At 71.0% G+C, this 25,424-nt stretch carries 27 protein-coding genes; 9 read left to right on the top strand and 18 right to left on the bottom strand.

Annotated features, from left to right (window positions below):
* Positions 1-71: 71 nt before the first annotated feature.
* Positions 72-617, bottom strand: a complete 546-nt coding sequence (locus tag ACFVYL_RS22310; RefSeq protein ID WP_389718826.1) for a cupin domain-containing protein — start codon at positions 615-617, stop codon at positions 72-74.
* 410 nt (positions 618-1,027) lie between these two features.
* Between ACFVYL_RS22310 and ACFVYL_RS22305 the strand changes: the two genes are divergently transcribed.
* Both ACFVYL_RS22305 and ACFVYL_RS22300 read left to right on the top strand, forming a co-directional pair.
* The gene (locus tag ACFVYL_RS22305; RefSeq protein ID WP_389718824.1) at positions 1,028-2,215 is read left to right on the top strand and encodes a cytochrome P450; all 1,188 of its coding nucleotides are present in this window, start codon (positions 1,028-1,030) and stop codon (positions 2,213-2,215) included.
* A gap of 165 nt (positions 2,216-2,380) precedes the next feature.
* A complete protein-coding gene (locus ACFVYL_RS22300) occupies positions 2,381-3,607 on the top strand; it encodes a cytochrome P450 (protein WP_389718822.1) in 1,227 nt (408 codons plus the stop codon).
* Between the two features lie 110 nt (positions 3,608-3,717).
* Here the strand turns inward: ACFVYL_RS22300 and ACFVYL_RS22295 are convergent, their stop codons facing one another.
* The 4 genes from ACFVYL_RS22295 to ACFVYL_RS22280 all read right to left on the bottom strand — a co-directional run bounded on the left by ACFVYL_RS22295 (position 3,718) and on the right by ACFVYL_RS22280 (position 7,661).
* Positions 3,718-4,137: an SDR family oxidoreductase gene (locus ACFVYL_RS22295; RefSeq protein WP_389718820.1), complete on the bottom strand. Its 420-nt coding sequence runs from the start codon at positions 4,135-4,137 to the stop codon at positions 3,718-3,720.
* A 49-nt stretch (positions 4,138-4,186) separates the two neighbouring features.
* On the bottom strand, positions 4,187-4,855 hold the full coding sequence (locus ACFVYL_RS22290; RefSeq protein ID WP_389718817.1) for a hypothetical protein: 669 nt from the start codon (positions 4,853-4,855) through the stop codon (positions 4,187-4,189).
* A 123-nt stretch (positions 4,856-4,978) separates the two neighbouring features.
* The gene (locus tag ACFVYL_RS22285) at positions 4,979-6,208 is read right to left on the bottom strand and encodes a M20 family metallopeptidase (protein WP_389718814.1); all 1,230 of its coding nucleotides are present in this window, start codon (positions 6,206-6,208) and stop codon (positions 4,979-4,981) included.
* Between the two features lie 205 nt (positions 6,209-6,413).
* Complete coding sequence (locus ACFVYL_RS22280) at positions 6,414-7,661, bottom strand: MFS transporter (protein WP_389718811.1); 1,248 nt, start codon at positions 7,659-7,661, stop codon at positions 6,414-6,416.
* 100 nt (positions 7,662-7,761) lie between these two features.
* Here ACFVYL_RS22280 and ACFVYL_RS22275 point away from each other — a divergent pair, with 100 nt between their 5' ends.
* Both ACFVYL_RS22275 and ACFVYL_RS22270 read left to right on the top strand, forming a co-directional pair.
* Complete coding sequence (locus ACFVYL_RS22275) at positions 7,762-8,214, top strand: winged helix-turn-helix transcriptional regulator (RefSeq protein WP_389718808.1); 453 nt, start codon at positions 7,762-7,764, stop codon at positions 8,212-8,214.
* A gap of 114 nt (positions 8,215-8,328) precedes the next feature.
* Positions 8,329-8,616, top strand: a complete 288-nt coding sequence (locus tag ACFVYL_RS22270; RefSeq protein WP_389718806.1) for a hypothetical protein — start codon at positions 8,329-8,331, stop codon at positions 8,614-8,616.
* A gap of 256 nt (positions 8,617-8,872) precedes the next feature.
* Here the strand turns inward: ACFVYL_RS22270 and ACFVYL_RS22265 are convergent, their stop codons facing one another.
* From ACFVYL_RS22265 to ACFVYL_RS22245, 5 genes are all read right to left on the bottom strand, one after another.
* Complete coding sequence (locus tag ACFVYL_RS22265; RefSeq protein ID WP_389719012.1) at positions 8,873-9,691, bottom strand: cytochrome c oxidase assembly protein; 819 nt, start codon at positions 9,689-9,691, stop codon at positions 8,873-8,875.
* Positions 9,692-9,708: 17 nt separating this feature from the next.
* Positions 9,709-10,266: a DUF2243 domain-containing protein gene (locus ACFVYL_RS22260; RefSeq protein WP_389718804.1), complete on the bottom strand. Its 558-nt coding sequence runs from the start codon at positions 10,264-10,266 to the stop codon at positions 9,709-9,711.
* A 230-nt stretch (positions 10,267-10,496) separates the two neighbouring features.
* Positions 10,497-12,251, bottom strand: coding sequence for an FAD-binding oxidoreductase (locus ACFVYL_RS22255; protein WP_389718802.1), 1,755 nt, complete (start codon positions 12,249-12,251; stop codon positions 10,497-10,499).
* A gap of 215 nt (positions 12,252-12,466) precedes the next feature.
* A complete protein-coding gene (locus ACFVYL_RS22250; RefSeq protein ID WP_389718800.1) occupies positions 12,467-13,351 on the bottom strand; it encodes a phosphotransferase in 885 nt (294 codons plus the stop codon).
* A gap of 14 nt (positions 13,352-13,365) precedes the next feature.
* On the bottom strand, positions 13,366-13,728 hold the full coding sequence (locus ACFVYL_RS22245) for a peptidase inhibitor family I36 protein (RefSeq protein WP_389718797.1): 363 nt from the start codon (positions 13,726-13,728) through the stop codon (positions 13,366-13,368).
* A 256-nt stretch (positions 13,729-13,984) separates the two neighbouring features.
* Here ACFVYL_RS22245 and ACFVYL_RS22240 point away from each other — a divergent pair, with 256 nt between their 5' ends.
* A complete protein-coding gene (locus ACFVYL_RS22240) occupies positions 13,985-15,043 on the top strand; it encodes a YihY/virulence factor BrkB family protein (protein WP_389718795.1) in 1,059 nt (352 codons plus the stop codon).
* Positions 15,044-15,073: 30 nt separating this feature from the next.
* Here the strand turns inward: ACFVYL_RS22240 and ACFVYL_RS22235 are convergent, their stop codons facing one another.
* Positions 15,074-15,871, bottom strand: a complete 798-nt coding sequence (locus ACFVYL_RS22235) for an SAM-dependent methyltransferase (protein ID WP_389718793.1) — start codon at positions 15,869-15,871, stop codon at positions 15,074-15,076.
* A 238-nt stretch (positions 15,872-16,109) separates the two neighbouring features.
* Between ACFVYL_RS22235 and ACFVYL_RS22230 the strand changes: the two genes are divergently transcribed.
* Positions 16,110-16,298 carry an antitoxin gene (locus tag ACFVYL_RS22230; protein ID WP_389718790.1) on the top strand — a complete coding sequence of 63 codons (189 nt, stop codon included), beginning with the start codon at positions 16,110-16,112 and terminating at the stop codon, positions 16,296-16,298.
* 106 nt (positions 16,299-16,404) lie between these two features.
* Here ACFVYL_RS22230 and ACFVYL_RS22225 read toward each other — a convergent pair whose 3' ends face one another.
* The 6 genes from ACFVYL_RS22225 to ACFVYL_RS22200 form a co-directional block, all read right to left on the bottom strand.
* Positions 16,405-16,896, bottom strand: coding sequence for a hypothetical protein (locus tag ACFVYL_RS22225; RefSeq protein ID WP_389718788.1), 492 nt, complete (start codon positions 16,894-16,896; stop codon positions 16,405-16,407).
* Between the two features lie 98 nt (positions 16,897-16,994).
* Entirely contained in the window at positions 16,995-17,390 is a 396-nt protein-coding gene (locus tag ACFVYL_RS22220; RefSeq protein WP_389718785.1) for a PPOX class F420-dependent oxidoreductase, read from the bottom strand.
* 126 nt (positions 17,391-17,516) lie between these two features.
* Complete coding sequence (locus tag ACFVYL_RS22215) at positions 17,517-18,671, bottom strand: hypothetical protein (protein ID WP_389718783.1); 1,155 nt, start codon at positions 18,669-18,671, stop codon at positions 17,517-17,519.
* A 110-nt stretch (positions 18,672-18,781) separates the two neighbouring features.
* Complete coding sequence (locus ACFVYL_RS22210; protein ID WP_389718780.1) at positions 18,782-19,765, bottom strand: SDR family NAD(P)-dependent oxidoreductase; 984 nt, start codon at positions 19,763-19,765, stop codon at positions 18,782-18,784.
* 53 nt (positions 19,766-19,818) lie between these two features.
* The gene (locus ACFVYL_RS22205) at positions 19,819-21,003 is read right to left on the bottom strand and encodes a zinc-dependent alcohol dehydrogenase (RefSeq protein WP_389718777.1); all 1,185 of its coding nucleotides are present in this window, start codon (positions 21,001-21,003) and stop codon (positions 19,819-19,821) included.
* Positions 21,004-21,104: 101 nt separating this feature from the next.
* Positions 21,105-21,491: a DUF6479 family protein gene (locus ACFVYL_RS22200; RefSeq protein WP_389718775.1), complete on the bottom strand. Its 387-nt coding sequence runs from the start codon at positions 21,489-21,491 to the stop codon at positions 21,105-21,107.
* Positions 21,492-21,978: 487 nt separating this feature from the next.
* On the opposite strand from ACFVYL_RS22200, the gene ACFVYL_RS22195 reads away from it, so the two are divergent.
* The gene (locus ACFVYL_RS22195; RefSeq protein WP_389718773.1) at positions 21,979-22,770 is read left to right on the top strand and encodes a VOC family protein; all 792 of its coding nucleotides are present in this window, start codon (positions 21,979-21,981) and stop codon (positions 22,768-22,770) included.
* 54 nt (positions 22,771-22,824) lie between these two features.
* Here the strand turns inward: ACFVYL_RS22195 and ACFVYL_RS22190 are convergent, their stop codons facing one another.
* The gene (locus ACFVYL_RS22190) at positions 22,825-23,727 is read right to left on the bottom strand and encodes a LysR family transcriptional regulator (RefSeq protein ID WP_389718771.1); all 903 of its coding nucleotides are present in this window, start codon (positions 23,725-23,727) and stop codon (positions 22,825-22,827) included.
* A gap of 188 nt (positions 23,728-23,915) precedes the next feature.
* On the opposite strand from ACFVYL_RS22190, the gene ACFVYL_RS22185 reads away from it, so the two are divergent.
* A complete protein-coding gene (locus tag ACFVYL_RS22185) occupies positions 23,916-24,218 on the top strand; it encodes a DUF1330 domain-containing protein (protein ID WP_389718769.1) in 303 nt (100 codons plus the stop codon).
* 103 nt (positions 24,219-24,321) lie between these two features.
* A complete protein-coding gene (locus ACFVYL_RS22180; protein WP_389718767.1) occupies positions 24,322-25,410 on the top strand; it encodes a Ku protein in 1,089 nt (362 codons plus the stop codon).
* Positions 25,411-25,424: the final 14 nt, after the last annotated feature.

The raw sequence follows: 25,424 nt of genomic DNA, 5'->3' as shown, positions 1-25,424 counted from the left end.
TGCCCCGGACGGCTGCGACTCGGCGGCGACCGTCCTCGCTGGGCGGCTCGGCGCCCAGGACACGGGGATGGTCAGCGAGCGGTCGAGGCCGTCGTCCGTGCGACGGGCGGCTCGAAGCGCATGGGCGTGATCTGCTTGACGTCGTAACGGCTCCGCATCCGCTTCACCGCTTCGGGGTCGACCGAGTCGCCGGCCGACCAGATCTCCGCGATCTCTTCGAAGTAGTGCTCGTGCTCCGGTGACGGGGAGCTCTGGAACAGCATGCGCACCGGTTGGTCCGTGGCGTTCCTGAAGGCGTGCGGGGTGTTGGGCGGGACGAACATGCTGCTGCCCGCGGGAGCCCGTACGACTCTGTCGCCGTCGGCGGATTCCCAGTCCAGCCAGTCATCCGTACGTTCGGCGGGCTCGAAAGCCAGCAGCTCCAACTCGCCCTCCAGGATGTAGAAGAACTCCTCCGACTGCTCGTGGTAGTGGCCGCCGGTGTCGAACCCGGGCGGAACGACCACCTCGAAGATGGACGCCGACGAACCCTGTGCTCCCGTGGCCTTGAACGTCACTTCCTGCGCCTTGGTGACCAGCTTGTGTCCCTGCCCCGGCAGGCGGATGAGGTCACTCATGTGATCGGCTCCTTGCGTGGACGGTAGCGAGCACAGCCAGCCTAGGACCCTTACCTCAAGCGGGACTCGGGCCGTCCGGCGGCCGCCCCCGCGTAGGCCATCCGTGGTCCGGTCCACTACATAGCCAGGCCGAACGGGAGTCATCCGGTGCCGGAGGGCGGGCGGACGGCGGGGGCGATACTCCATGGCTGCGCGCCGGGCAGTCGTGCAGCTCATGGGCTCGGAGGCGTTTCGACCGCGTCTCCGCGCGGCGGGTGTTCGCCGGCCGGGGTGCGGCGGGGGCGGCGCGGGGCGTGACAGACGGCCTTCGCCGGAGGAGGCTGGCCGTCCGGCAGCGGGGGAACGGTTACGTCGGTCGGATGCGGTGATGCCGCGCACGGCCTCCCCCTGCGCAGTGGAGGGGGACGCTCATGGAGTCGTCGACCGGCGCGGCCGCGGGGCGGCCCGCCCAGGGCCGACGCGGCGCGGCCTCCTTCCGCCGGGACCCGCTGGCGTATCTGGGCGCGGAGTTCGACGGCACGCGGGAGCTGTGGCGCTCCGCGTCCGGGCGCCTGTGCGTGGTCGGCCCGGATGCCGTACGCGAAGTGCTGGGGAACCGGCGGGGCATGTTCGTCGAGACCTCGGACTTCTTCCACACCCGTGCCGGGGTCTTCGGGCCGCGCGCCGCGCAGGTCGACATCGGCCGCGGCGCACGCGCGCTGATGCGCCGTCGGCTCGACGCGGGGCGGGCCGGGCTGCCCGGCCTCGTCCGGGATCGGCTGGTGCCGGTCAGCAGGTGGCCGGACGCGGGCAACCTGCTGGTCCGCGCCCACCTGGCGGACGTACTGCTGCGCCCGGACGCGCCGGAGCCGCTGCGGCGGGCGGTCGACGCGGTGGTGGAGCGCGCGGTCCTCGCGGGCGCGCGCGACCGCCATTCGACGGCCTCCCGGCTCCTGTTCCGCCGACGGGTCATGCGCGTCCTGGCCACGGAGATCCGGGCGCGCCGTGCGGCCCGTGCGGACGAGCCGCACGACCTGCTGGACGTCGTCGTTTCCGGCGGCGGCCCGACGGCCCCGCCGGGCGATCTCGCCGAGGTCTATCTGTCGTTCCTGTTCGCCACGGTGGGCTCGGTCGGCTTCGCGCTGGGCTGGGCGGTCCACCTCGTCGGCACGCACCCGGGCACCGAGAAGGCGGAGCCGGAGTGGATCGTCCGGGAGGCGCTGCGACTGTGGCCGGTGGCATGGCTGTTCACGCGCAAGCCGAGCGGCGCGCACGATCTGGCCGGAGTCGCGGTCGGCCCGGACGACGACGTGGACGTGTGCTCCTACTTGACGCACCGGCACCCCCTGCACTGGGACCGTCCCGACGAGTTCGTGCCGGGCCGGTGGGCGGCGCCTCCGGGCGATCCGGCGTTCATTCCCTTCGGGTACGGGCCACACAGCTGCGCGGGCGCGACGGTGACGATGGCGCTGCTTGAGGACCTGGTCCGCATCATCACCAGCGACTTTCGTCTCTCGGTCACAGCCGCGGGGAGCGGTCCCCATCTGGGCCCCGCGCTGGCTCCGCCGCGTTTCACCGCGCGGCTGAGCGACCGCACCGATTCACCCGGGGGGAGGTGAACAGCATGAGGAAGCTCTACCGCTCTGCCAAGTCGGCCCTCAACATCCGGTCCGGCTACGGCGGGATCCATCACTTCTGGTACCTCTACCACCACATCTGATCCGGCCGGGTGCGGGAAGTCGCCTGCGACGGGCGGCTTCCCGCGCTGCGCGAGAGGCGACGCCATGACCACTCCGCACCATCCCACCGACTTCCTGCACGACCTGCGCACCCGCAGCGAGGCCGAGGGCGGCGTCTTCTGGATCAACGACGACACACTCGCGGTCTTCGAACCGGACGCGGCGCGCAGGGTCAGCGCCGCGAACTGGCAGGGCCTCCTCATGAGCGACCGCTTCGTCGACATGGTCCGGCGGCGCGGCAGCACCCGGGTGCCGTGGTCCCGCGTACGCGCCGAGTGGCGCACCCAGTTGCACTCGCTCGCCACCGCCGAGCACCACGTCGGCCTGATCACACGGATGGAACGGATCATCGACGCGCGTCTCGGCGACGACGTCGATCTGGTCCTGCTCGCACAGGACGTCGCCGTGCGGGCCCTGCTGCCCATCGCGCTGTCGGGGCTCACCGCGCGCGAGGGCGCCGCCGTCGTCCAGGACCTCGACCAGCAGCTGATGCGACTGATCGACCGCTCTCCGGGGAGCGGGGTCCGGCACCAACTCCACTTCGCCGCCGTGCAGTTCCGGACCGGGCTCGTGGTACGGCGGGTGCTGCGCGAACGGGCCGCCGGACTCCGCGCACGGGAGCGCGACCTCGCGGATCCGTTCGTCGGCCTGCTGCCGGAACTCGGCATGGACCGTGCGGTCGACGTGGTCACCGCGGTGCTCACCGCGATCGGCGGGCCGCCCGGCGCGGCGGCCGCGAGCGTCCTGTACGAGCTGGCCCGCCGGCCGGAGTGGGCCCGCCGGCTGACCGTCGAACTCGCGGGGGCCGATCCGGACGAGTTCCGCGCCGCCCCGGTGAAGGCGGCGCCGGTCACCCACCGTTTCGTCAAGGAAGTGCTGCGCATGTGGAGTCCGCCGCTGCTGCTCGTGCGGCGCGCCCGGACCTCGTTCGACCTCGGCGGCACCACGCTGGAGGAGGGGCGCGGCTATGTGCTGAGCCCGCACATGATCCACCGTGATCACCGGTTCTGGCACGCCGCGGACGTCTTCGACCCGGACCGCTTCCTGCCCGGAGCCCCGCACGGCCCTCTCGGCAGGGGCCACTACGTGCCCTTCGGCTGGGCGCCCAAGAAGTGCGTCGGCGCCGACATCGGCACGGTCCAGCTGATCGCGCTGTGCCACCTGATGTGCACCCGATACCGCCTCGTGGTGCCCGCCGCCGAGCAGGTCACCATGGCGTACCGCTTCGCGCCCGTGCCGCAGAACTTCCACGGCGAGCTCACCCTTCGCTGAACCTGCCGCGCGCCGACGGGCCGGGCCGCCCGTCCTTGAGAGCCTGTCTTTGAATCCCCGGAGACGAGCATGCTGGTACGCGCCCTGTCCGCACGTGCAGCGGCACGTGCTCACAGCCGGGCGCCGATGGCCTGCATCGGGGCGGTGAACTTGGTCTCCGTCTCCGCGGTCTCCGCCCAGGGGCGGGAACCGGCGACGATGCCGGCTCCGGCGTAGAGCCGCGCGGTGCCCTCGTCGGTGGTCGCGATGCCGCTCGACGGACGCAGCACCCCGGCCGCGTTGACGAGGATGTCCAGTCTGCCGCCGTGGTCCCGGGCGATGCTGTCGACGGCGGTGTCGACCGCGGCGCTGTCCGTGACGTCGAGGGCGCGGCCCTGCGGACCGGGGCCTGCCGATTGCCGTACGGCAGGTGTCGCATCGGTGGCCACGACGCTGGCGCCGCGTTCGGCGAGGAGCCGCGCCACGGCCGCGCCGATCCCTCCGGCGGCGCCGCTGACCAGCGCCACCCGGCCTTCGAGTTCTGCTGTCAACGCGACGTCCGGCGGCCGGCGCGAGGACCGCTCCTTGCCTCGCGGGTCATCAGAGCGAGGTGTCCATGTCCAGCAGGTCGGTGACGAACTTGCGGACGACACCGCGGGTGACGGGGGCGACGCCGTGCAGGAGCTGTGCGCCGTAGGCCACCGCGGTGCCCGCGGGCGCGTCGGTCGTCCAGCGGGTCTGGGGCATGTCCTGTGCCCAGTTCGGCGCGGCATGGACGCTCGGCGAGGGGCTCATCTCGTGCGGCATGCTCCGCGTCTGCCGGGTCCCGGCCGCAAAACCGTCCGCCTCGCCCAGTTCGGCACCGCTCCACAGCGCCGGGCTCGACGTGGTGGCCACGTAGAACTGTCCGCCCGCGTCGGCGGCACGGATCACGATGCCGATGCGGCCGATGCGCCGCGGGCGCGCCGACGGGTCGGGGATGCCGTCGACGTGCACGGGAATGCAGTCCCCTTCGGCGACCTCCGCGTACGCCCACTGCCCGGTGCCCGCCACGTTCGGCATGACATCGCGCAGCGACGGCAGCGCCCGCGCGAACGCCTGCTGGAGCATCGCCTGGGCGGCGTCGGGGGCGTGTTCGTAGCGCGATCCCGTCTCACCGGGCGGACGCACCGCGTCGTTGTCGACGATCTTGTTGAGCTGGGAGATCTCCTCGTCGGTGAGGAACTCCTCGACTGAGTGCAGGGCAAAGGTCTCGCTGATGTGAATCACGGAGCCTCCCGCGAAAGGGACAGGTCCGATCAGCATCACCCGCACGGGAACGGGGCGCGTGCCGGGCACGGCATCCGAGTGCCCCCCCTGACATGTGGTTCCCCTGATGTGCGGCCCCAGATGTCAGGGCGCGGCAAGGTGGCTCAGGGCGACAGCCGCGTGCAGGGCGCTGCCCTCGGCCAGGACGGTCTCGTCGAAGACGACGCGGTTGGAGTGGCAGTCGGGGACCGGGCCGGGCGGCGCGCCTCGGGGGCGGGCGCCGAGCAGGGCCATGGTGCCGGGGACCCGTTCGAGGACGTACGAGAAGTCCTCGGCGCCCATGATGGGGTCGGGCAAGTGGTGGACGCGGCCGGGGCCGAGCAGGCCGGTGGCGGTGTCCGTGACCTGCGCGGTGAAGGCCGGGTCGTTGCGCACGGGTGGGTACCCCTCGACGAGTTCCACCTCGGCGGTGGCGCCGTGGGCGGCAGCGACGTGGTGGGCGACGCGGGTGATGCCGTCACGAACCGCCGTGCGGGTGGCGGGAGTCAGGGTGCGGCAGGTGCCGCGGATCTCGGCGGTCTCCGGGATGATGTTGGTCGTGGTACCCGCGTCGATACGGGCCACGGTCACCACGGCCGGATCGAAGACGCTCACCGTGCGGGTCACCATCGCCTGCAGGGCCTGCACGATCTCGCAGGCCACCGGGATCGGGTCGAGCGCGAGGTGCGGGGCGGAGGCGTGGCCGCCGCGTCCCCGGACGGTCACGTGCAGCATGTCGGAGGCGGCGAAGGCCGGTCCCGGGCGCAGGTGGACCGTTCCCGGCTCCATCCGGGTCATGACGTGCAGGGCGAAGGCCGCCTCCACGGCGCCGCCCTCGACTCCGGCGTCGAGGATTCCTTCGTCGATCATGCGCGCGGCGCCGCCACCCCACTCTTCGCCGGGCTGGAACATGAACACCACGCGGCCCGCGAGGAGTTCGCGCCGCTCGGCGAGCAGCCGGGCGGCGCCGACCAGCATGGCGGTGTGCAGGTCGTGGCCGCAGGCGTGCATGGCCCCCGGCACCTGGGAGGCGAAGTCGAGGCCACTGTCCTCCTGTTGGGGCAGGGCATCCATGTCGGCGCGCAACAGGATCGTCGGTCCGGGGCGGGCGCCGTCGAGGGTGGCGGTGACGGAGTCGAGCTGCCGGCCGGTGGCCCGCGTCAGGGGCAGGCCGTCGAGGGCGGTGAGTACGGTGCGCTGGGTGGCCGGGAGGCGGAGGCCGAGCTCCGGGGCACGGTGCAGGGCGCGGCGCAGGTCGACGAGGCCGGGCAGGAGCCGACGGGCCGCGTCGAGCAGGTCGTCCCCGTCGGGTGGCCGGGTGGTGGACGAGTTCATCGGGACCTCCGGTCCTCGCTGCGGTCGAGGTGGGCGAGGAGCGCGGTCAAGGCGTCCGGACTCCCTGCCACGAGTGTCCCGTGCCGCGGCGGTGCGCGAGTGTCCCGTGCCGCGGCGGTGCGCGGTGGCGTCGACGCGTAGGTCGGCCGGTGGGGGTCCGGCACCACGTCGCCGGTCAGACACCGGAGGCCCCTGGCCCCAGCGCTCACCGACCTTCCTCGTCCACACCTCGCGTGCACGCCCACAGCACGAGTCCGGCACAGCTGAACGCGCCACCCAGTGCGCACACGGCGCCCCAGCCCGCCGCCGTGTAGAGGGAGGTCGCGGCGATGGCGCCGAGGGCGCTGCCGATCGAGTAGAAGACCATGTATCCGCCGATCAGCCGACTGCCCGCGGCCGGGTGCAGCGCGTAGATCAGGGTCTGGTTGGTGACATGGACCGCCTGCACGGCGAGGTCGAGCAGGACCACGCCGACGCACAGGGCCCAGAGCGAGCTGCGGGTGAAGGCCAGGGGCAGCCACGAGACGGCGAGCAGGGCCAGGGCGATGCCGGTGGTCCGCCGGGAGAGCCCGCGGTCGTTCAGGCGACCCGCCGCCGTCGCGGCCAGGGCGCCCGCGACGCCGATCAGGCCCAGCGCGCCGATCGCGCTGTGGGAGAAGAAGTACGGGGCCTCGCTGAGCGGCAGCGCGACGCTGCTCCACAGCGTGCTGAAGGCGGCGAAGACCAGCAGCCCGAACAGGGCCCGGAGCCGCAGCAGTCGTTCTCGCGCGAACAGGCTGAGCGTGGAGCGCAGGAGCTGCCCGTAGCGCAGAGTCGCCGTCGACGGGGCAGCACCGCGGCGCGGCAGGACTCGGTACAGGACCAGGGCGAGCAGCGCCGTGAGCGATGCCGAGGCGAGATAGACGGCGCGCCAGCCCGCGAGGTCGGCCATGAGGCCGGACGCGGTGCGGGCGAGCAGGATCCCGATGACCACGCCGCTGGTGACCAGACCGACGACCCGGCCGCGCTCGGCGGGCGGGGCCAGTGACGCCGCGAAGGCGACCAACGTCTGTGTGACGACCGCGAGAAGTCCCGTCGCCGCCATGCCCGCGAGCAGGACCGCTGCCGTGGGCGCGACGGCCACCACGCTCAACGCGGCTACGAGGAGCAGCAGTTGGACCACGATGAGCCGCCGGCGGTCGGCCACGTCGCCCAGCGGCACGAGGAAGAAGAGCCCGAGCCCGTATCCGACGTGCGTGAGGGTGACCACGCCGCCGACGAGTGCCGGGCTCATGGCGAGGTCGCGGCCCATGGTCACCAGGAGCGGCTGGGACAGGTAGACGTTGGCCACAGCGGCCCCGGCGGCGACGGCGAACAGGACGACGACGCCACGGGACAGGACGGACGCGGCCTCCGTCCCGCTTCGGCATCGGCCCTTCGCCGGTCGCGTCACGGCCTCGCAGTTGCCGGGCATGGCATCGGCTCCCCTCGCATCCTGGTTTCAACTTGCCACCAATCGCGACCGTAGCTTTCTTGGTAGCATGTTGCAACCATCGTGAGGAGTGAGGGACGGCATGGTGACCAGGACGCGCTTCGACGCCAGCGAATGCCCCGTCGCCCGGTCGGTGGACGCGATCGGCGACTGGTGGTCCCTGCTGATCGTGCGGGACGCCTTCGACGGGAGCCGGCGCTTCGGGGAGTTCCAGCGCAGCCTCGGCGTGGCGAAGAACATCCTCACCGCGCGCCTGCGCTCCCTCGTCGCGGGCGGCATCCTCGAATCCGTCCCCGCCTCGGACGGCAGCGCCTACCGCGAGTACGTACTGACGCCGAAGGGCACGGCGCTCTTCCCGGTCATCGTGGCGCTGCGACAGTGGGGCGAGCAGAACTTCTTCGCCCCCGGCGAACCCCACTCGGAGTTGGTCGACCGCCGGCAGGGGCAGCACCTGCGCGCACTGGAGGTGCTGTCCGCGGACGGGCGCCGGCTGAGCCCCGACGACACCACCGTCCACAAGGTCTCAGCCCGCTGATCCGGGGGCCCACCCGCCAGATGGGTGTCGAACGGATGCGGTCGGGCGGGTCGCCCGGGTGAATGGATTCAGGGAACGACTGATCCGTTCAACCGACCCGTCCAAAGGAACTTCATGCGCACTCGTACCGCACTCGTCACAGTGATGCTCACCGCCACGGCCGTACTCGGCGGCGCGGGCGCCGCGGCCGCCCGGCCCCAGGCACCCCCCGCACCCCCCAACACCGTGACCGACGTTGCCCCGCCCCCCGGCGGCGACAGCCCCACCACCCCCGCCAAGAACAACAACCAGGACCCCCTCGGCGGCCTCCTGAACAGCCTCGTGGGCGGCCTTCTGGGCGGCCTCCTCAGCGGCCTCACGGGCGGCGCCGGCGGCGCGGCCCCGCCCGGCGGCACGGCCTGACACGCGCCCGCGTCCGCTCTTCTCAGTCCGCCCGTCGAGGAGCGGGACGCAGGCCGTCCAGTCAGTCGCCTCTTCCCCGCGACGGATGTGCGGGTTGAGGTAGGACAGCGGTGCGTCCGGGACGAACGGCGGCTCGCCCGGGGTGTACCAGATGAGCTCGTACATGTGCTCGCCGTCGTCGATGACGGCGAGCCGCTCACCGCTCTCCTCCACGCAGGCGATCAGGGGTCCGAAGTCCCTCATCAGAACGCTCAGTTCAACGGCGTCCATACGAGCGGACGCTACCGGCGGCCACCGGGCGGGGGCGGAGCCGGGGCGCCGGGCGCCAGGTGGCCACCAGGGCGGCGGCCAGGAGGAGTTCGGCGATGTCGCCGCCGTAGTACATGATCTCCGCGCCGCCCCGCACCTCCTCGACAGGAGCGTGGATGTCGGTCCAGAAGCCGCCGTACATCAGCTGGGAGATCACGGCGTGCGCGGCGATGGCGACGCCGAGACAGACCAGCCGGGCCGGCACCCCGGGGCGTGCGGGCGCCGGGTCGGGGCCCGCGATGACGTGGGCGAACAGACACCCGGACAGCAGGAAGTGGGCGTGCAGCAGCCAGTGTCCCGCCGGGTGGCCCGCGGTCGCGTCGTACAGCGGGGTGAAGTAGAGCGGGACGAGGCTGCCCGTGGACAGCAGCAGCGCGACGTCGGGCCGGGCGAGCAGCCGGGCGGGCCGGCTGTGCAGGACCGTGGTGAGCCGTCGGCCGCGGGCGGCAGGCAGGGTCCGCAGGAGCAGCGTGACGGGTGCGCCGAGGACGAGTGCGAGGGGCGCGTACATGCCGATGAGCATGTGCTGGGCCATGTGGCCGCGGAAGTCGTCGTGGGCGAACGGCGCGAGGGGCGGCAGCAGGGCCACGGCCAGCAGGACGAGCCCGGTCAGGAAGACGACGGCCCGCCACGGGGACCAGCCCTGGACCGGGTTGCGGCGACGGGCCCGGTGGGCCAGCAGGAGGTAGGCGGCCGCGACGAGCAGCAGTGCGAGGGCGGGCCACATCGCCTCCAGCGGGTTGGCGGGGGCGGTGTGGCCGTCCATGGGCGTCTCGTGGTGCATCACATGCTCCGGACCTCACGACCGCCGACGGGGGCATCGGGGTCGAACCCCTTTCCGCCGCGCTGGAGCAGGTAGCCGCCGACGAGGAGAAGGGCGCCGAGGACGAGGAAACCGGCGTCCCACCATGCCTGGTGGGGGCCGCCGTGGACGTGGTGGATGCCGAGGATCTGGTGGTCCAGGAGTCCTTCGACGAGGTTGAACAGGCCCCAGCCGGCCAGGATCCATCCCCACAGCACCCGGGAGGTCCACACGCGGCGCCGGTCGTGGGTGACGCGGGAGTACAGGACGGCCAGGCCCAGGAGGACGGCGAGCCAGCAGACGGCGTGGAAGACGCCGTCCCACACGGTGTTCATCTCCAGGCCGGAGACGGTGTGGGGGCTGTAGTACTTGACGCCGATGCGGTCGTGATTGGTACTGGTGAGCATGTGGTGCCACTGCAGGAGCTGGTGCAGGAGGATGCCGTCGACGAAGCCGCCGAGGCCCACCCCGAGGATGATGCCCGGCAGCCGGATGCTCCTGGGCCCTGTGCCCGCGCGGTCCTCGCCCGTGGTTGCCATGCCTGTCTCCGTCCGCGGCGTGCTTTTGGCCCGTGGGCCCCGGACAGCACGTCTTCCCCGGCGGATCCCGAAGCTCACACGGCCGTCGGGTATCGGCCCGCAATGGCCGTGGAGCGCCAGGTCCGTGCGGCCACCGTCCACGGGAAGGTGGCGGCGGCCGCACGGTTCTGCCGCGCTCCCGGTCTACGGGACTACGGGACTACGGGACTACGGAGTAACGGTCTACGGAGCTACGGCAGGCGGACCGACTGCGCGTGCCGGAAGACGTCCTTCGGGTCCCAGGCCGCCTTCGCCTTCTGGAGCCGGGCGTAGTTGTCCTTGTAGTAGAGGCTGTTCCACGCCGTCGACGAGGTGTTCCAGGCGGCCTCGCCCAGGTCCTTGTCGGGGTAGTTGACGTAGCAGCCGTCGTTGGCCTCGTTCGGTACGGGGACGCCACCGGTCTCGGCGTACACGTCCTGGTAGAACTCCCTGATCCACTTCAGGTGCCTGGCCTCGTCGGCCGGGTCGGTCCAGTAGGTCTGGTACTGGAGCTTGAGCACCGAGTCGCGCTGCGGCACCGCGGTGTCGCCGGGCTTGACGGCGTTGATGCGGCCGCCGTACGAGTCGACCTGGACCAGGGCGTCGGGGTTGCTGTAGTCGGTCCGGGACAGGTGCTTGTACATCGCCTTGATCTGCGTGGCGGAGAAGCCCTTGCGGGCGTAGGCCGACTTGTACTTGCCATACAGCGTGGGGTTGCCGCCGCTGAGATAGTCGGTCGCGATGTACCAGGGGAGCTTGCGCGGGGCGGCGAACTGCGGCATGGCCGCGTGCTCGCCCGACCGCTCGGTCATCGCTCGCCGGGTCACGCCGACCCCGTCGGTGACGGCGGCCAGGTAGTCGTCCAGGAGCGCCTGGGCACCGGGCACGGTGGCGTCCATCTGCGTGAGCAGGACGATCGAGCCGTTGGAGATGTGGTTCAGCTTGAGCAGGCCGAACAGCGAGTTGTACTTGGAGTCCGGCGCGCTGTTCTTCTCGTGCCAGGCGCCCCAGTTCTGCAGCAGCCGGGTGAAGGACGCCTCGGTCATGTCCTTCCAGGGGAACGCGGTGGCGTGCACGAAGACCTCGGACGGCGGCTTGGGCAGCAGCTTGGCCGGGTCGGTGCCGGTCGCGCCCGGCGAGCGCAGCCAGTAGCGGGTGATCAGGCCGAAGTTGCCGCCTCCGCCGCCGGTGTGCGCCCACCACAGGTCCTTGAGCGCGGCGTCGGTGGAGTCGCGGGTGGCGACGACCGCCTTGGCGGTGCCGTTCTTGTCGACCGTGACGACCTCGACTCCGTAGAGGTGGTCGACGGTCAGGCCCTGGAGGCGGGACAGCAGGCCGTAGCCGCCGCCCGATATGTGGCCGCCCACGCCGACGGACGCGCAGGATCCCGCGGGGAGCGTGACGCCGTACAGCTTGTAGAGCGTCTCGTAGACCTGGAGGTTGGACGCGCCGCCCTCGACCGCGAAGGCGTTCCGTCCGCTGTCGTAGTAGACCTGCGTCATCCCGGACATGTCGATGACGACCTGGACGTCCTTGTTGAAGACGAAGTCCTCGTAGCAGTGGCCGCCGCTGCGCACGGTGAGCCGCTTGCCGGCGGAGACGGCCTCCTGCACGGCCCGCACGGCCTGCGAGGTGGTCGTGACCAGCCGGACGTAGTCAGGGGTGGCGACCCAGCGCTGGTTGATGCCGCGCACCAGGTCGGGGAAGCGGGGGTCGCCCGGGGTGACGGTGATGTAGTCGGGCGTGCCGACGGTGGTCTGCGTGCCGGTGACGGCAGCGGTCGCGGCGGCGGCGCCGGGGCGGGCGGCGGCCTCGGCGCTCGCGGGCAGCGCGGTGGTGAGGGCCGCTCCACCGGCGACGGCGGCGGCTCCGGAGAGCAGGGATCTTCGCCCCAGGGGTCTGTCCCGCTTCGACGCCTCCGCCTTGTTCACACTGTTTGCCTTTTCTGCCTTGTTTGTCTCTCGCATGGTCGCACTCCTCCAACAGGTCGGTGCACAAAGGAAGTTGAAGATGCATCGAACGATGATCGATCACGACAGTAGCCCAGCGAGAGAGGGGTGACGCAATAGCTCCAATGAGAAAACTGTCCGAACTGCCGGTCAAATAATGGTTGGTTGCAACATGTGCAACTATGCATGCCCCAAATGGGAGCTGCGGCGGCAATTCATACGAGTGAGGCGGCTCAGCGGGCGCGCTGGCCGAGCCAGAAGGAGACGGGCAGCGCGTCGACTTCGCGGGCCGCCTGATCCAGCTCGGCGGCGACCGGCTCCAGTGCCGTGTAGACCGGGTCTCCGCCGGCGGCCATACGGCGGATGACGTCCGCGTTGGTCCGGGCCCGCGCGGCCACCACGGCGCCGAACGCCGGGCGGTCGCCCTCGTAACCGTAAGCGTCGAGCAGCAGACGCAGTCGCCGGGAGCGGTCGTCGAAGGCGGTGAAGCCGGTCCGCTCGGCGAAAGCGCGCGCGTGCAGGGGGACCCAGGTCAGGGCCATGAAGGCCAGGTCGAACTCGCGCGTCGACGGGCCTGCCGTGTCCCAGTCGAAGAAGCCCGCCAGGCGTCCGTCGCGCCGGACCGCGTTCCACGGGGCGGCGTCATGGTGGCCGATGACCAGGCCGGGCCGCCACGACTGCCCGGCGAGCCAGCGCGCGTCCTGTGGCGGGACGAAGGACCGGGTCGCGTCGTGCAGCTTCCGGGCCCACCGGCCCACGTCCTCCAGCACGGGCTCCGAGTACACCCAGCCGGGCCAGGGCAGCTCCTCGCCCACCGTCTCGCCGTCGAGGTGGGTCAGCACCTCGCGTCCACGGCCGTCCATGCCCAGGACCCGCGGCGCGCCCTCGAAACCGAGCGCCTCCAGGTGACGCAGCACCGCGTGCACCGCGGGCGTCCACGGCTGGACAGGCCGGTGGACCGCGCCACCGCGGCGCACCGCACCCACCGTCCTGCCGCCGGGAAGACGCTGCTCGTCGCCCTCGTCGTTCTTGTCGTTCTTATCGACGTTCTTGTCGACGTTCTTGTCGACGTTCTTGTCGACGTTCTTATCGGCGTTCTCGTGGTTCTCGTCGTCCATGAGTCGGTTCTAGATCAGCAAGGGCCCACTCGCAGGGAGCTGATGTTGTCGTTCCGGTTGTACTGGGAGGTGTTTCCCTGCCAGTTCCCCACGGGCCACGTGGCACCGTCGCGGTTGATGTTCAGCCACGTGCACCACGTCCTGCCGGTCCTGTTCCAGACCGAGGAGATCTGGTCGTTCAGATTGAAGTCGCGCAGATCGTCGGAGCCCACTTGGAAGCGCGCCATCCGGCCCCAGCCGCCGGCGTCCTCCCAGACGCAGAACCAGCCGACCGGGCAGTCCTGGTACGCGGTGATGGCCACGCCCGCCTCCGTCGGAGCCGTGGAGGCCTGGGCGGTGGGAACAGCGGCCAGTATTCCGGCCGTCGCGAGTCCCATCGCGGCACAGAGTCGTGTGAACCGTTGCATGAGGGTGCTGCCCTCCTTCGATTCATGGAGTGCCGGGGAATCCGGCTGTCGCCCGGTTCCCTGCCGGAAAGCGGGGCGTACTCAGGCGCATTGTCCGCTCGACTCGCACAGGAAGCTCCACACAGGCGCGACTCTGGCCGAAATGCGGCCCACCGGCGTCCCTGAAGCACAGGAGTGCGCCCCACAGCGGAGGGATGGACGGCGCCAGTCCGGATACTCGGGTGGAATGGTAGGGACACCGAAACGACACGACGCGCACGACGCACGCGGAGCACACGGGACACCCGGCGAGCACGGCCGGGACGACGCCGGACTCGACGAGCAGGTGGAGCGGCGGGCACCGGACTCCCCCGCCCACGTGCTCAAGCACTCCTGGTGGGCGGTGCTCAAGGGCACCGCCAAAGAGTTCAAGGACGATGAGCTGTCCGACCGGGCCGCGACGCTGACCTATTACGGGATCCTGTCGCTGTTCCCTGCGCTGCTGGCACTCGTCTCGATGCTCGGGATCATCGGCAGGTCGGCGAGCCGCGAGGTCCTCGACAGCATCCAGGACCTCGCCCCTGGCGCCGTGCGGGACATCCTCAGCAGTGCCGTAAAACAGTTGCAGGGCAATGCCGGGACCGGGTCGCTCATGGCGATCGTCGGCCTGGTGCTCGCGGTGTGGTCGGCGTCCGGCTACGTCGCGGCCTTCATCCGGAGCGCCAACGCCGTCTACGACATGCCGGAAGGACGGCCGGTGTGGAAGGTTCTGCCGCTCCGGCTCGGCGTGACCGTGGTGCTGATGGTCCTCGCGGTGGTCAGTGCGCTGATCGTCGTGTTCACCGGCGGTCTGGCCAAGGAGGCCGGCAGCCTGCTGGGGTTCGGGGACACGGCCCTGACGGTGTGGTCGATCGCGAAGTGGCCGGTGCTCCTGGTCCTCGTCACGGTCATGATCGCGCTGCTGTACTGGGCGACGCCGAACGCGAAGGTCCGCGGGTTCCGCTGGATCACACCGGGGAGCTTCCTGGCGCTGGTGATCTGGATGCTCTCCTCCGCCGGGTTCGCGCTGTACGTCGCCAACTTCGCCTCGTACAACAAGACGTACGGCACGTTCGCCGGCGTGATCGTCTTCCTCGTGTGGCTGTGGATCACGAACCTCGCGATCCTGCTGGGGCTCGAATTCGACGCGGAGCTGGTCCGACAGCGTGCCGTCGCAGGTGGCCTCCCGGCCGATCAGGAGCCGTACGTCCAGCCTCGCGACACCCGCGCGTGGGACGACGAGGACCACCGTCGCCTCGACCCCTGAGCGGTGCGGTCACCGGGTGCGACGCCGCCGTCAACGGGGCTTTCGCGCCACTCCCCCGTAGAAGCCGATCTCCCGTGACCGCTCCGCGGGCGGCGCGTCCGGGCGCCAGAACGGGACTTGGGCCAGGCCCGGCTCGACGAGCTCGAAGCCGTCGAAGAGCCGCTCGACCTCGGCGCGGGTCCGCAGGTTCAGCGTGGCGGTGGCCTTCTTGTAGACGGCCTGGGCCTCGCTGCGATCGGCGAAGTCGCCCGTGGCGTGCGAGAGCACCAGGAAGCTGCCGGCCGGCAGCGCGTCGCGCAGCTCGGCGACGACCCGGTCGGGCCGCTCCGCGTCAGTGAGGAAGTGCAGGACCGCGACGAGGAGCAGGGCGACCGGCTCGTCGAAGTCGACGATCCTTCGCACGTCGGGGTGGTCCACCACGGCGCGCGGGTCGCGCAGGTCGCCGAGGACGATGCTGGTCGCACCGGAGCGGCTGAGCAGCGCGTCGGCGTGCGACTTCACGATCGGGTCGTTGTCGACGTACGCGACGCGCACGTCCGGGGCCACTTCCTGCGCGGTCTCGTGCACGTTCGGCGAGGTGGGCAGCCCGGTGCCGACGTCGAGGATCTGACGCACGCCGCTGCCGACCACGTAGCGGACGGCGCGCTGCAGGAACGCGCGGTTGGCCCGCACGCCGATCCGCACCTCGGGCGCCACGGCGGCGAGGGCGTCGGCGGCTTCCTGGTCCACCTCGTAGTTGTCCTTGCCGCCGAGCAAGTAGTCGTAGATCCGGGCAGGGTGCGGCCTACTGGTGTCTATCGTCTCGGCGGGAAAACCGTCCTGTCGCACGCAGCGCTCCTCTCGAAAACCGCCGCGGCCCCGTGTCCGCCGACGGCAGTCGACAGCTTCCCATACCAACTGCGCCTCTCCTGCCAGCAGTTACGCGTGCGAAGAGGGCACGGCCCAGAGCGTTGCTTTCGCTCATACGTTCGATTTCTATACCGTCGACGCGCCAGCGGATGCGAACCGGGCCGCGCACTGCAAGCCTGGACGTGGGGGCGCCAGACGCAGAGAGGCAGGCAACCGCATGTCAGTCATGGACAAGCTCAAGCAGATGCTCAAGGGCCATGAGGACCAGGCCGGCAAGGGCGTCGACAAGGCGGGCGACTTCGTCGACGACAGGACCCAGGGCAAGTACAGCAGCCAGGTCGACACCGCCCAGGACAAGCTGAGGGACCAGTTCGGCCGGGACCAGGACCAGCCGCCGCAGTCCTAGGTCGTGTCCACAAGCTGGGCCCCGGGCCTCGCGAGCCCGCCCTGACGCCGTCGCCCCGCACCTGGAGACTCAGGGTGCGGGGCGACGGCGTGCGGGCCAGGCCCAGCTACTCGGAGGTGCGCTTCCGCGTCCAGTCCCGTTCCCTGAGGCGCAGGATCCGCCAGCTCGGCAGGGGGTGACGGGCCTCCTCGGTGAGGAAGCGCATCATGTCGATCAGCATGCGGCGAACATCCGCAATGGGCACCAGTAGGTCGTCCCACTGGTTGTAATGGGCCTCCAGGCGAACTTGATCGCCGGAGACGCGCTCCAGATGGCAGCTCTCCACTCCCAGCCGAAGCTCATCGCCGGCTTCGATCCTGAGCCACTGCAGGAGAACCGACGACACTGCCCAGTCCGGCCCGCATTGGGAAACGATCTCCTCTGCCGCCCAGCACAGCGCCTGGGGCGTGCCTTCGGGTGCGCTGATGACGGTGGTGTCGAAGGCGGAGGCAACGTAATGGGATGCCCCGTCCTCGTCCGTGTCGGTCGCAGGAATCTCCTCCAGGCCGAAGACCCAACGGTCCTTCGGGACGTCCCGGCGCTCGTTTGTCTCGTTCATCCGTACGAGAATGCCAGGTACACCCTCGACCGGGTGACGCTACCTGCCCGATCCACGAGCACATGATCGCGTGGCCAAGAGCATCGCGGGGCAGTCCGTCAGGCGGAGAAGCCCGTGATCTTGTTCGGTGTCACCCGCACGACAAGCCGGAGTACTTCCTCCGGCTCGGCCGGAGGGTTCTCACCGAGGTACTTCTGCGAGAGCGTGCGAGGCAGCGACTTCTCCCGGTCCTCGATCAGCTCGGCGGTGCCCCGGATGTCTACGGACCGGTACGGGTTCTCGGTATCGAAGACGGTGAGGCTGACCCGTGGGTCCCGGGCGAGATTCCTGGCCTTCTGGCGCCCTGCCGTAGTGGAGAAGAGCACCGTGTCTCCGTCCCTTGTGATCCAGACCACCGAGGTCTGCGGCCCACCGTCCCGGTTCAGCGTCGCGACAGTGGCGAAGTTCCTCCCGTCCAGCAGTTCGCGCGTCCCCTCGTTAAACGTTGCCGACACAGCCCCACCCTTCTGTTCAACACTCCGAGTTGTTCACTGCTGATGCAGAACAGGCATGAAGATCGAATTCTTCCCAGGCTTTGAACCCCGCCTGCGAGGGCGGTGCGGCACGCAGCGAGGGTGCGGCTACTTGCCGTGCGGGTCCCGGAAGCGCCCGAACGGTTTCGTGAGGGTGCTCAGGATGGAGCCTTCCGCCTTGGGCGCCATCAGCTTGAGCGGGCCGGGGGGCCCGTCGCCGCCACCCGCCTCGGCCAGCGCCGCCTGCGCCGCCTCGGCGGCCTCCCGGTACAGGTCGCAGGAGTTCGTCATGGCCTCCAGCGCCTCGGCGTACTTGGTGACCATGCCCTGCGCGTGGGCGAGTTCCTCGTCCGGGGTGAGCAGGTGCCAGCCCTGGCGCAGCCGTGCCAGGGCCTGCTCGGCCTCGGGCCGCATCGGTCGCGGCAGCGCGGCGAACTCCTTGATCGTGTCGAGGAGTTCGGTCGGTTCCGAACCGTCGAGAAAGACGCTGCGCACCGTGAAGCGGTCCGCGTCGTACTGCGGATCCTTCGGCCCGGCGGGCAGGACGACACCGCCGCCGCGCGGCATCCGTACGCTCAGCTCTCGCTTCATCGCGAAGTCGACGATCTGTGCCTGCTCCGGCGTGCCCCGGTGCTCGACCACCTGGTGGCGCAGGCTCGGCGGCAGGTAGACCGAGATGGGCCGCTGCCCCTTCGCGTCCGGCGTCATCGCCTCGTGCACGACGACATGGATGTACCAGCTCTGCCGGGTGCAGTCCCGCAGCCTGTGGCGCAGTTCGTCGTCGTCCTTCGGCAGGTGGTTGGCCGACCGCAGGAGCACGCCCGGCACCGTGTCGTGGTCCCAGGCGATGCGGTCGCTGTCCGGCCAGAACATGGTGGCGGGCGAGGGCCAGTGCGGGTCCCAGGCCCGTTCCGCCTCGGCGGCGATGATCCAGTCGGCTCCCTCACCCTCCTTGCGGCGGGCCTCGGGGCCGTACGTGGTCAGCTGAGCGCGCACGGTGACGTCGTCGGCGACGCGCCAGCGGGCCTCGAAGAGGCGGCGGGCCGAGGGGCCCGGGTCCGCCGCCTCGTCCCGCGGGTACAGGACGGTGGAGCGCGCCGCCTCGACGGGGTCGAGGTCCAGGAAGTCGTCGAGCACCCCGGCCGCCTTGAGGGCGATGAGGTTACGCCGGACGTCCTGCTCGGGTTCGGCTCCGAGGTGGCGACCGCGCGCGAGCCACGCGGTGTCGGGGACAGTGGCCGATGGGGTGCTGTTCTTGGTCATGGAGTCGTTCTGTGAGTGATCAGGGCCCGACCAGTATGGCCCGTGCTCCTGTCAATGGAAGTGGTATGGCTTCATTGACTTCCCCACGTTCGTCTCCACAAACGGTCCGCTCACCGCCGGCGCGCGTTGTAGGCGTCGGCCGCCTTGTCGTTCAGGGCGCTGCCCCACGCCTGGAATCTGCTGCCCGCAGCGGAGTCGGGCGGTGCGATGTCGGCGCCGCGCCGCATGGCCCCGCGGCCCCCGGGCGCCCCGGGCAGCAGCCGGGCCATGACGCCGCCCAGCCGGGTCGTCGCCGCGGGCGCCAGGCCGTGGGCCAGGTCCGCGGCGCGGGCCGCGGGCGTCAGGACCAGCCGGGTGCGGCGCCGGACCACAGCCTTGACGATGCGTTCGGCCGCCCGCTGGGCGTTCATCGACACCACGGGCGCGCCCGCCAGGGCGGAGAACCAGCCGAACTCGCTGCTGCGGTCGCCGCCGAACTGCGCGTGGAGGTGCGACCCGGTGCGCATCAGGCCGGGATAGACCGCGGTGACGCTCACGCCGCTGGGGCCCGCTTCCGCGTTCAGCCCCTCGGCCAGGATGCCGGTCGCGGCCTTCGCGCTCGCGTAGGGAAGCAGGTGCGGCACACCAAGCAGCCCGCCCACCGAGGAGATCAGCCCGAGGCGCCCGCCCCACTCGCTGTCCCTGAGGTACGGGAGCGCCTCCAGGGAGGTGTGCACGGCGCCCATGAACAGGGTGTCCATGGCGTCCCTGAACTCGGTGGCGCCGATGGACTCCACCGGGGCCACCTGGATGATCCCCGCGTTGGCGATGACGAGGTCGGGACCGCCGCAGGTCTCGTGGGCCGCCCGGAACATCCGGTGCACCGACTCCTGGTCCCGTACGTCGCACACGGCCGTGTGGACCGTGGCGCCGGGGTGGCGGTGGAGCAACTTCCGCTGGGCCGCGGCGAGTTCGTCGGCGTCGCGGGCGGCGACGACCACCGCGGCGCCCCGTGCGGCGAGCCGGTCGGCCATGAGCAGACCGAGGCCCCGGGAGCCACCGGTGACCAGCGCTGCCGCCCCCGACAACGACTCCGTGGAGTGCGACATGTGCATGCTGACGCCCCTTCCCTTTCGGCCGTCCCCGTCGGTCGCGTCCTCCGCCGCACTCAGGGCCTGAGCAGCGTCTTGATCATCCCGTCTTCCTTGTCCTTGAACATCCGGTACGCCTCAGGACCGTCTTCCAGCGGCAGGTGATGGGTGGCGAAGTCGTCGACGCCGAGCGGATCCTCGTCGGTGAGGAGCGGCAGGATGTCGTCCACCCAGTGCTTCACGTTCGCCTGCCCCATCCGCAGCTGGATCTGCTTGTCGAACATGGTCAGCATCGGCATCGGGTCGATCGCGCCGCCGTAGACACCGGAGATCGAGACGGTGCCCCCGCGCCGGACGATGTCGATGGCCGAGTAGAGGGCGGTGAGCCGGTCGACGGCGACGCGGTCCATGAGCTTCTCGGCCATGGCGTCGGGCAGCAGCCCCACGCCCCACTGGGCCGCCTTGGCCAGCGGCGCCCCGTGCGCCTCCATGCCCACGGCGTCGATGACGGCGTCCGTGCCGCGCCCGTCGGTGAGGTCACGGATCGCGTCGCCCAGGTCCTTGCCGTAACGGCGCAGGTCGAAGGCCTTGACGCCGTCCTTGTGCGCGCGGCTCAGCCGTTCGGGCACCAGATCGACCCCCACGACGAGGCTCGCGCCCCGGTGGAGCGCGATGCGCGCCGCCATGGCACCGATCGGCCCGAGGCCCAGGACGGTCACCGTGCCGCCGGGCGGGATGTCGGCGTACTCGACGGCCTGCCAGGCGGTGGGCAGCACGTCGGAGAGGAAGACGAAGCGGTCGTCCGGGGGCCCCTCGGGCACCTTGATGGGCAGGGTGTTGCCGAACGGCACCCTCAGGAGCTCGGCCTGCCCGCCGGGCACCTGGCCGTAGAGCTTGGTGAACCCGAAGAGCGCGGCGCCGGAGCCACGCTCCCTGACCTGGGTGGTCTCGCACTGCGAGTGCAGGCCCCTGTCGCACATGTAGCAGTGCCCGCAGGAGACGTTGAAGGGCACCACCACACGGTCGCCGGCCGCCAGCTCGGTGACGTCCCTGCCGACCTCCTCGACGATGCCCATCGGTTCGTGGCCCAGGATGTCGCCGGGATCGAGGTAGGGACCGAGGACCTCGTACAGGTGCAGGTCGGATCCGCAGATACCGCTGGAAGTCACCCGAACGATGACGTCGGTCGCGTCCTTCAGCTCGGGGTCGGGGACGCTCTCCACCCGTACGTCCCGCTTGCCGTGCCAAGTGAGTGCGCGCATCCGGGGTCTCCTCCTGTCGCAGTGGCGCTCGGTTCGCTCCGGGTGTCCCCGAAGCGCGCCGCCATGCCTGTGCGCGGCGCGCCATGTCGGTCCGGGCGGCGTCAGCCCTTGCCGGGACCGCCGCTCCCGAAGGAGCCGCTGGACCCGGGTGTCCAGCGGGGCGGGTCCTGGTCGTCGCTCCGCTTGTCGCCGTGGTGCATGTTCTCCGGCCTGAGCCGCTCGCTCTCCTCCTGGGCGTGCGGGACCTCGTCCGGCTCCCGCATCTCCCGGATCTCGTGGACCGGGCCGGACTCGGGCAGCTTCGGCTGCTCATCCGGGCGCGGCGGCGCGGGCTCCCGGTCCCGGACCCGCTTGCCCAGCCTGAAGGCCCAGAGCAGCACGCCGACGACGACGAGACCGCCTACGAAGGCGCCGATCGTGCCGAGAACCGCGTCGGAGGCAGCCAGGTCGTACAGTTCGCCCCTTGCCGTGATCATGAGTGTCGACATACCCGGAACATAAGCGACAAAAACCCCTAAAATGATTCATGCCCGACTGGCTCGTACCGATTCCTCGGGCTCGGCTCCTCGGGCCCGGCTCCTCGGACCGCCCCTTAGGGCTGATCCTTCGTGCCGTTCCGGGGCGCGCGCTCGCGGGCGCGGGGAAACGCGGAGACCATGAGAGGACCCGGTGCTTCGGTCACGGACCGCGTCCTGCCCGAGGTGACATCGCTGAGAGGAAGAGCGCCATGAGCGTGCCTGTCCCGCCCGACCCCGATACGCACCCCGCACCGCCGCCGGGCCCCGGCGGGCCGGGCGGACCGGGACCTGGACCGCACCCGGGCCCCGGCCCCGTCCCGACCCCGGGACCGGACCCCTCCCCGGACCCGGGACCTGAGCCCTCGCCTCTGCCGTCATCCCTCTGACCTGCGGCGATCATGGTTTTTCGGGCGTTCACGACGCCAGGACGGTACGGATATCTCGGGACGGAACGGCGATGAACAGCCACGGAGCACTCGCAAGTGAGGTCGCGGCCAGCGACTCGGTGTTCGGCGCGCCCTGCTGGGTGAGCCTGACCGCACGTGATCTGCGGACCGCGGAGCGGTTCTACGAGGCCGTGCTGGGGTGGGAGTGGCGTGCGGGCAAGCTGGGCGACGAGTACAGGTTCGCCAGCGTGCGCGGGGTGCCGGTGGCGGGCGTCTCGGCCATGGACAGCCTGGGCCAGATGGCCGTCGCCTGGACCCCGTACTTCGCCGTGTCGGACGCGGACCGGACGGTCAGCCGCAGCCAGGAGCGCGGCGGGACGACCGCCGTGGGGCCGCTCTCCTTCCCGCCGGGCCGGGCGGCCCTGCTCGCCGACCGGGACGGAGCCGTCTTCGGCATCTGGGAGGGCGAGCTCGTGGTCGGCTGGGAGAAATGGCGCGGCGCGGCACCGACCTTCGCGGAACTGCACACCCGCAATGCCTTCGACGCGGCCATCTTCTACGGCGAGGTGCTCGGCTGGGCGACCGCGGAGCCCGGCGCCTGCCAGGTCGACTACGAGGACGAGGAGGTCGTCCTGCGCAGCCGGGGAGACGTGGTGGCCCGCATCCACTCGGGCGCCGTGGACTGCGCACCCGACCCCGCGATCCGGCCCCGCTGGCAGATCCACTTCACCGTCGACGACGTGGAGGCCTGCGTCCGGGCCGCGCGCGCCCACGGGGGCAGCGTCCTGCTCCGCGACGAGGGCTCGGCGGAGGCGGTCCTGAGGGACCCCGACGGAGCGCGCTTCGTGGTGAACGCGCGGTAGGGCCGAGGAGCCGGGACAGCGTCGGGCCAGACGTGCGGGGTCTCAGAACGCGCGTCAGTCCGTCAGCCAGTGCAGCTCGTGCGCCAGGGTTTTGGCGACGGCACGGACGCGGCGGTGCAGCGGCGACTGCTCGCGTGGGAGGACCAGGTGGATCGTCAGGCCGGGCGCACCCCGCAGCGGTCGCCAGGTGAGACCGGCCGGTTGTGCCGTGGCCGCGGCTTCTCCGGCCGGGGCGAGGGTGACCCCGTCGCGCAGGTCACGCTGAGACATGTCGAAAGAGACTGCGGGCGTGTGGAATCGGGGGTGTGGCCGGGCGTCCCGGAACAGTGCGGACAGCTGATCGTGGATCGCGGGGTTGGCCGCACGGTCCGGGAGGCGCAGCGGATACGCGGCCGCGTCGGCGATCTCGATCTCCGGGTGTTCGGCCAGCGGATGGTGCTGCGCCAGCTGGACCCCGACGCGCGCACGCCGCAGCAGGAACCGGCGCACGCCACGGCCCGGCTGTTCACCGCGGGTGATCCCGGCATCGATGCGGCCGTCGGCGACCGCGGGGGTGATCTCCGGTGTCGCCATCGGGACCGCGCCGACCTGGAGTCCGCTGTTGCCGCGGATCAGCCTGTCCACCAGGGCCGGTGCCGTCTCGGCCCCGGCGCTGAGGCTGTATCCGATGCGCAGCGTGCCCAGTTCACCGGCCGCCGCGCTCCGGGCGGTGTCCCATGCCCGGTCCAGCGCCGCCAGCGCGGGCGGCGCGGATTCCGCCAACGCCGCACCGGCCGTGGTCAATACGACGCTACGCGTGTTGCGGACCAGCAGGGCCGTACCGAGTTCCGCCTCCAACCGGCGCATCCGGGCGCTGAGTGCGGGCTGTGCGATACCGATCCGTGCGGCCGCGCGGGTGAAGTTCAACTCCTGCGCCAGCACCAGGAAGTACCGCAGGCTCACCGTATCCGGCGCCACGCGCCCTCCCTGCCGATTGATAACGATCCGTTCTGAGCCTATCCCGTACCGGTCTTTCCCTCGCCCGCACATTGCGCCCTAACCTGCGCGTATGACGGTTCAACTGACCGCAGTACCCGTCGCCGGAATCGATCGATCCGAGTGTCAATCCGCGGTCGGACGTGTCCGGCCCAACACAGGAGGTTTCCATGGCTAAGGGCTACTGGGTCAGTGTCTACCCCGCCGTTTCCCCTGAGCGGCTGACTGCCTACGACGAGCTGGCCGGTCCGGCCGTCCAGGCTGGGGGCGGGCGCGTCCTGTCCCGGATCCCGTCCCGTGGCGGTCGAGTCGTCGCCCACGAGGCCGGAAGCACGCAACGCGTCGTTCTGATCGAGTTCGACAGCTTTGAACAGGCCGTCGCGGCATACGAGAGCGAGGCGTACCAGAAGGCGCTGGTGGCCCTCCCCGACGGCGTCGAGCGCGACTTCCGCATCATCGAGGGCATCGACTGACCGGCGGGCCTCGGCGCCATCGGAACGGCCGCCACGGAGTCGCCGACCTCAGCGCCTCGACGGACACTGTCGAGGAGACGAGACAGGAAAGGGTGGCACCGCCATGGCGCGTCCCGTGTGGAGCGGCACCGTGACCTTCGGGCTCGTGTCCCTGCCCGTCCAGATGTTCACCGCCACGGAGAGCCACACCGTCCGCTTCCACCAGCTGCAGCGCGGTACGTCCGACCGGGTCCGCAACAAACGGGTGAACGAGCGCACCGGCGAGGAAGTGCCCCTCGACGAGATCGTCAAGGCCTTCGACGCCGGCGACGAGTACGTACTGGTCGAGCCCGACGAACTGGCGGACATCGCCCCCGGCCGCTCCAAGACGCTGGAGATCTCGGGGTTCGTGGACCTGAAGGACGTCGAGCCGATCTTCTTCGACAAGACGTACTACCTCGGTCCGAAGGGCAAGGAGTACGCCAAGATCTACGCCTTGCTGGAGAAGGCCCTCGCCGAGGCGGACCGCGTCGGGATCGCGACGTTCGTGATGCGCAATCACCAGTACCTGGTCGCGGTGAAGGCCGAGGGCGGCCTCCTGACGCTGCACACCCTCCACTGGGCCGACGAGATCCGTGACCCGCGCGCCGAGATCGACGACCTCCCGGAGAAGACCGAGGTCACCGCCCGTGAGCTGAAGATGGCGCGGCAACTCGTGGACACCCTCCGTATCGAGTGGAAGCCCGAGGACTTCCACGACACCTACCAGGAGCAGGTCGCCTCTCTCATCGAGGCCAAACGCACGGGCGAGTCGGTCGAGAAGGCGGCTCCGCCCGCCGAGTCCACCAATGTCGTCGACCTCATGGACGCGCTGCGGGCGAGCGTCGACCGGGCGAAGAACCCCTCGAAAAGCGGCGGCGAGAAGGGCGGCGACGACAGCGCCGCGCCGCCGACCGACATCCGCGACGCCGCCGCCAGGCGCCGGGCCACGGGGACCAGGAACCGGAAGGCCCCCGGCAAGTCCCGGGGAGCCACGGGCCGGAAGGCCGGCGACCGGAAGGCAAGCGCGCGAGGACGGTCGCTCGACGCCCTGACCAAGGCGGAGCTCTACGAACGGGCCACGGACGCGGGGGTCCCCGGTCGCTCCTCCATGAACCGGGAAGAACTCGTCGCGGCCCTGCGGGGCGCACGCAGGCACAAGGCGACATCCTGATCCCGGCTCCGGAC

Source organism: Streptomyces sp. NPDC058308 (genome assembly GCF_042880275.1).
Taxonomy (GTDB): Bacteria; Actinomycetota; Actinomycetes; order Streptomycetales; family Streptomycetaceae; genus Streptomyces.
The sequence above is the reverse complement of the archived record's forward strand: the minus strand, read 5'-3'. Positions and strand labels throughout refer to the sequence as shown.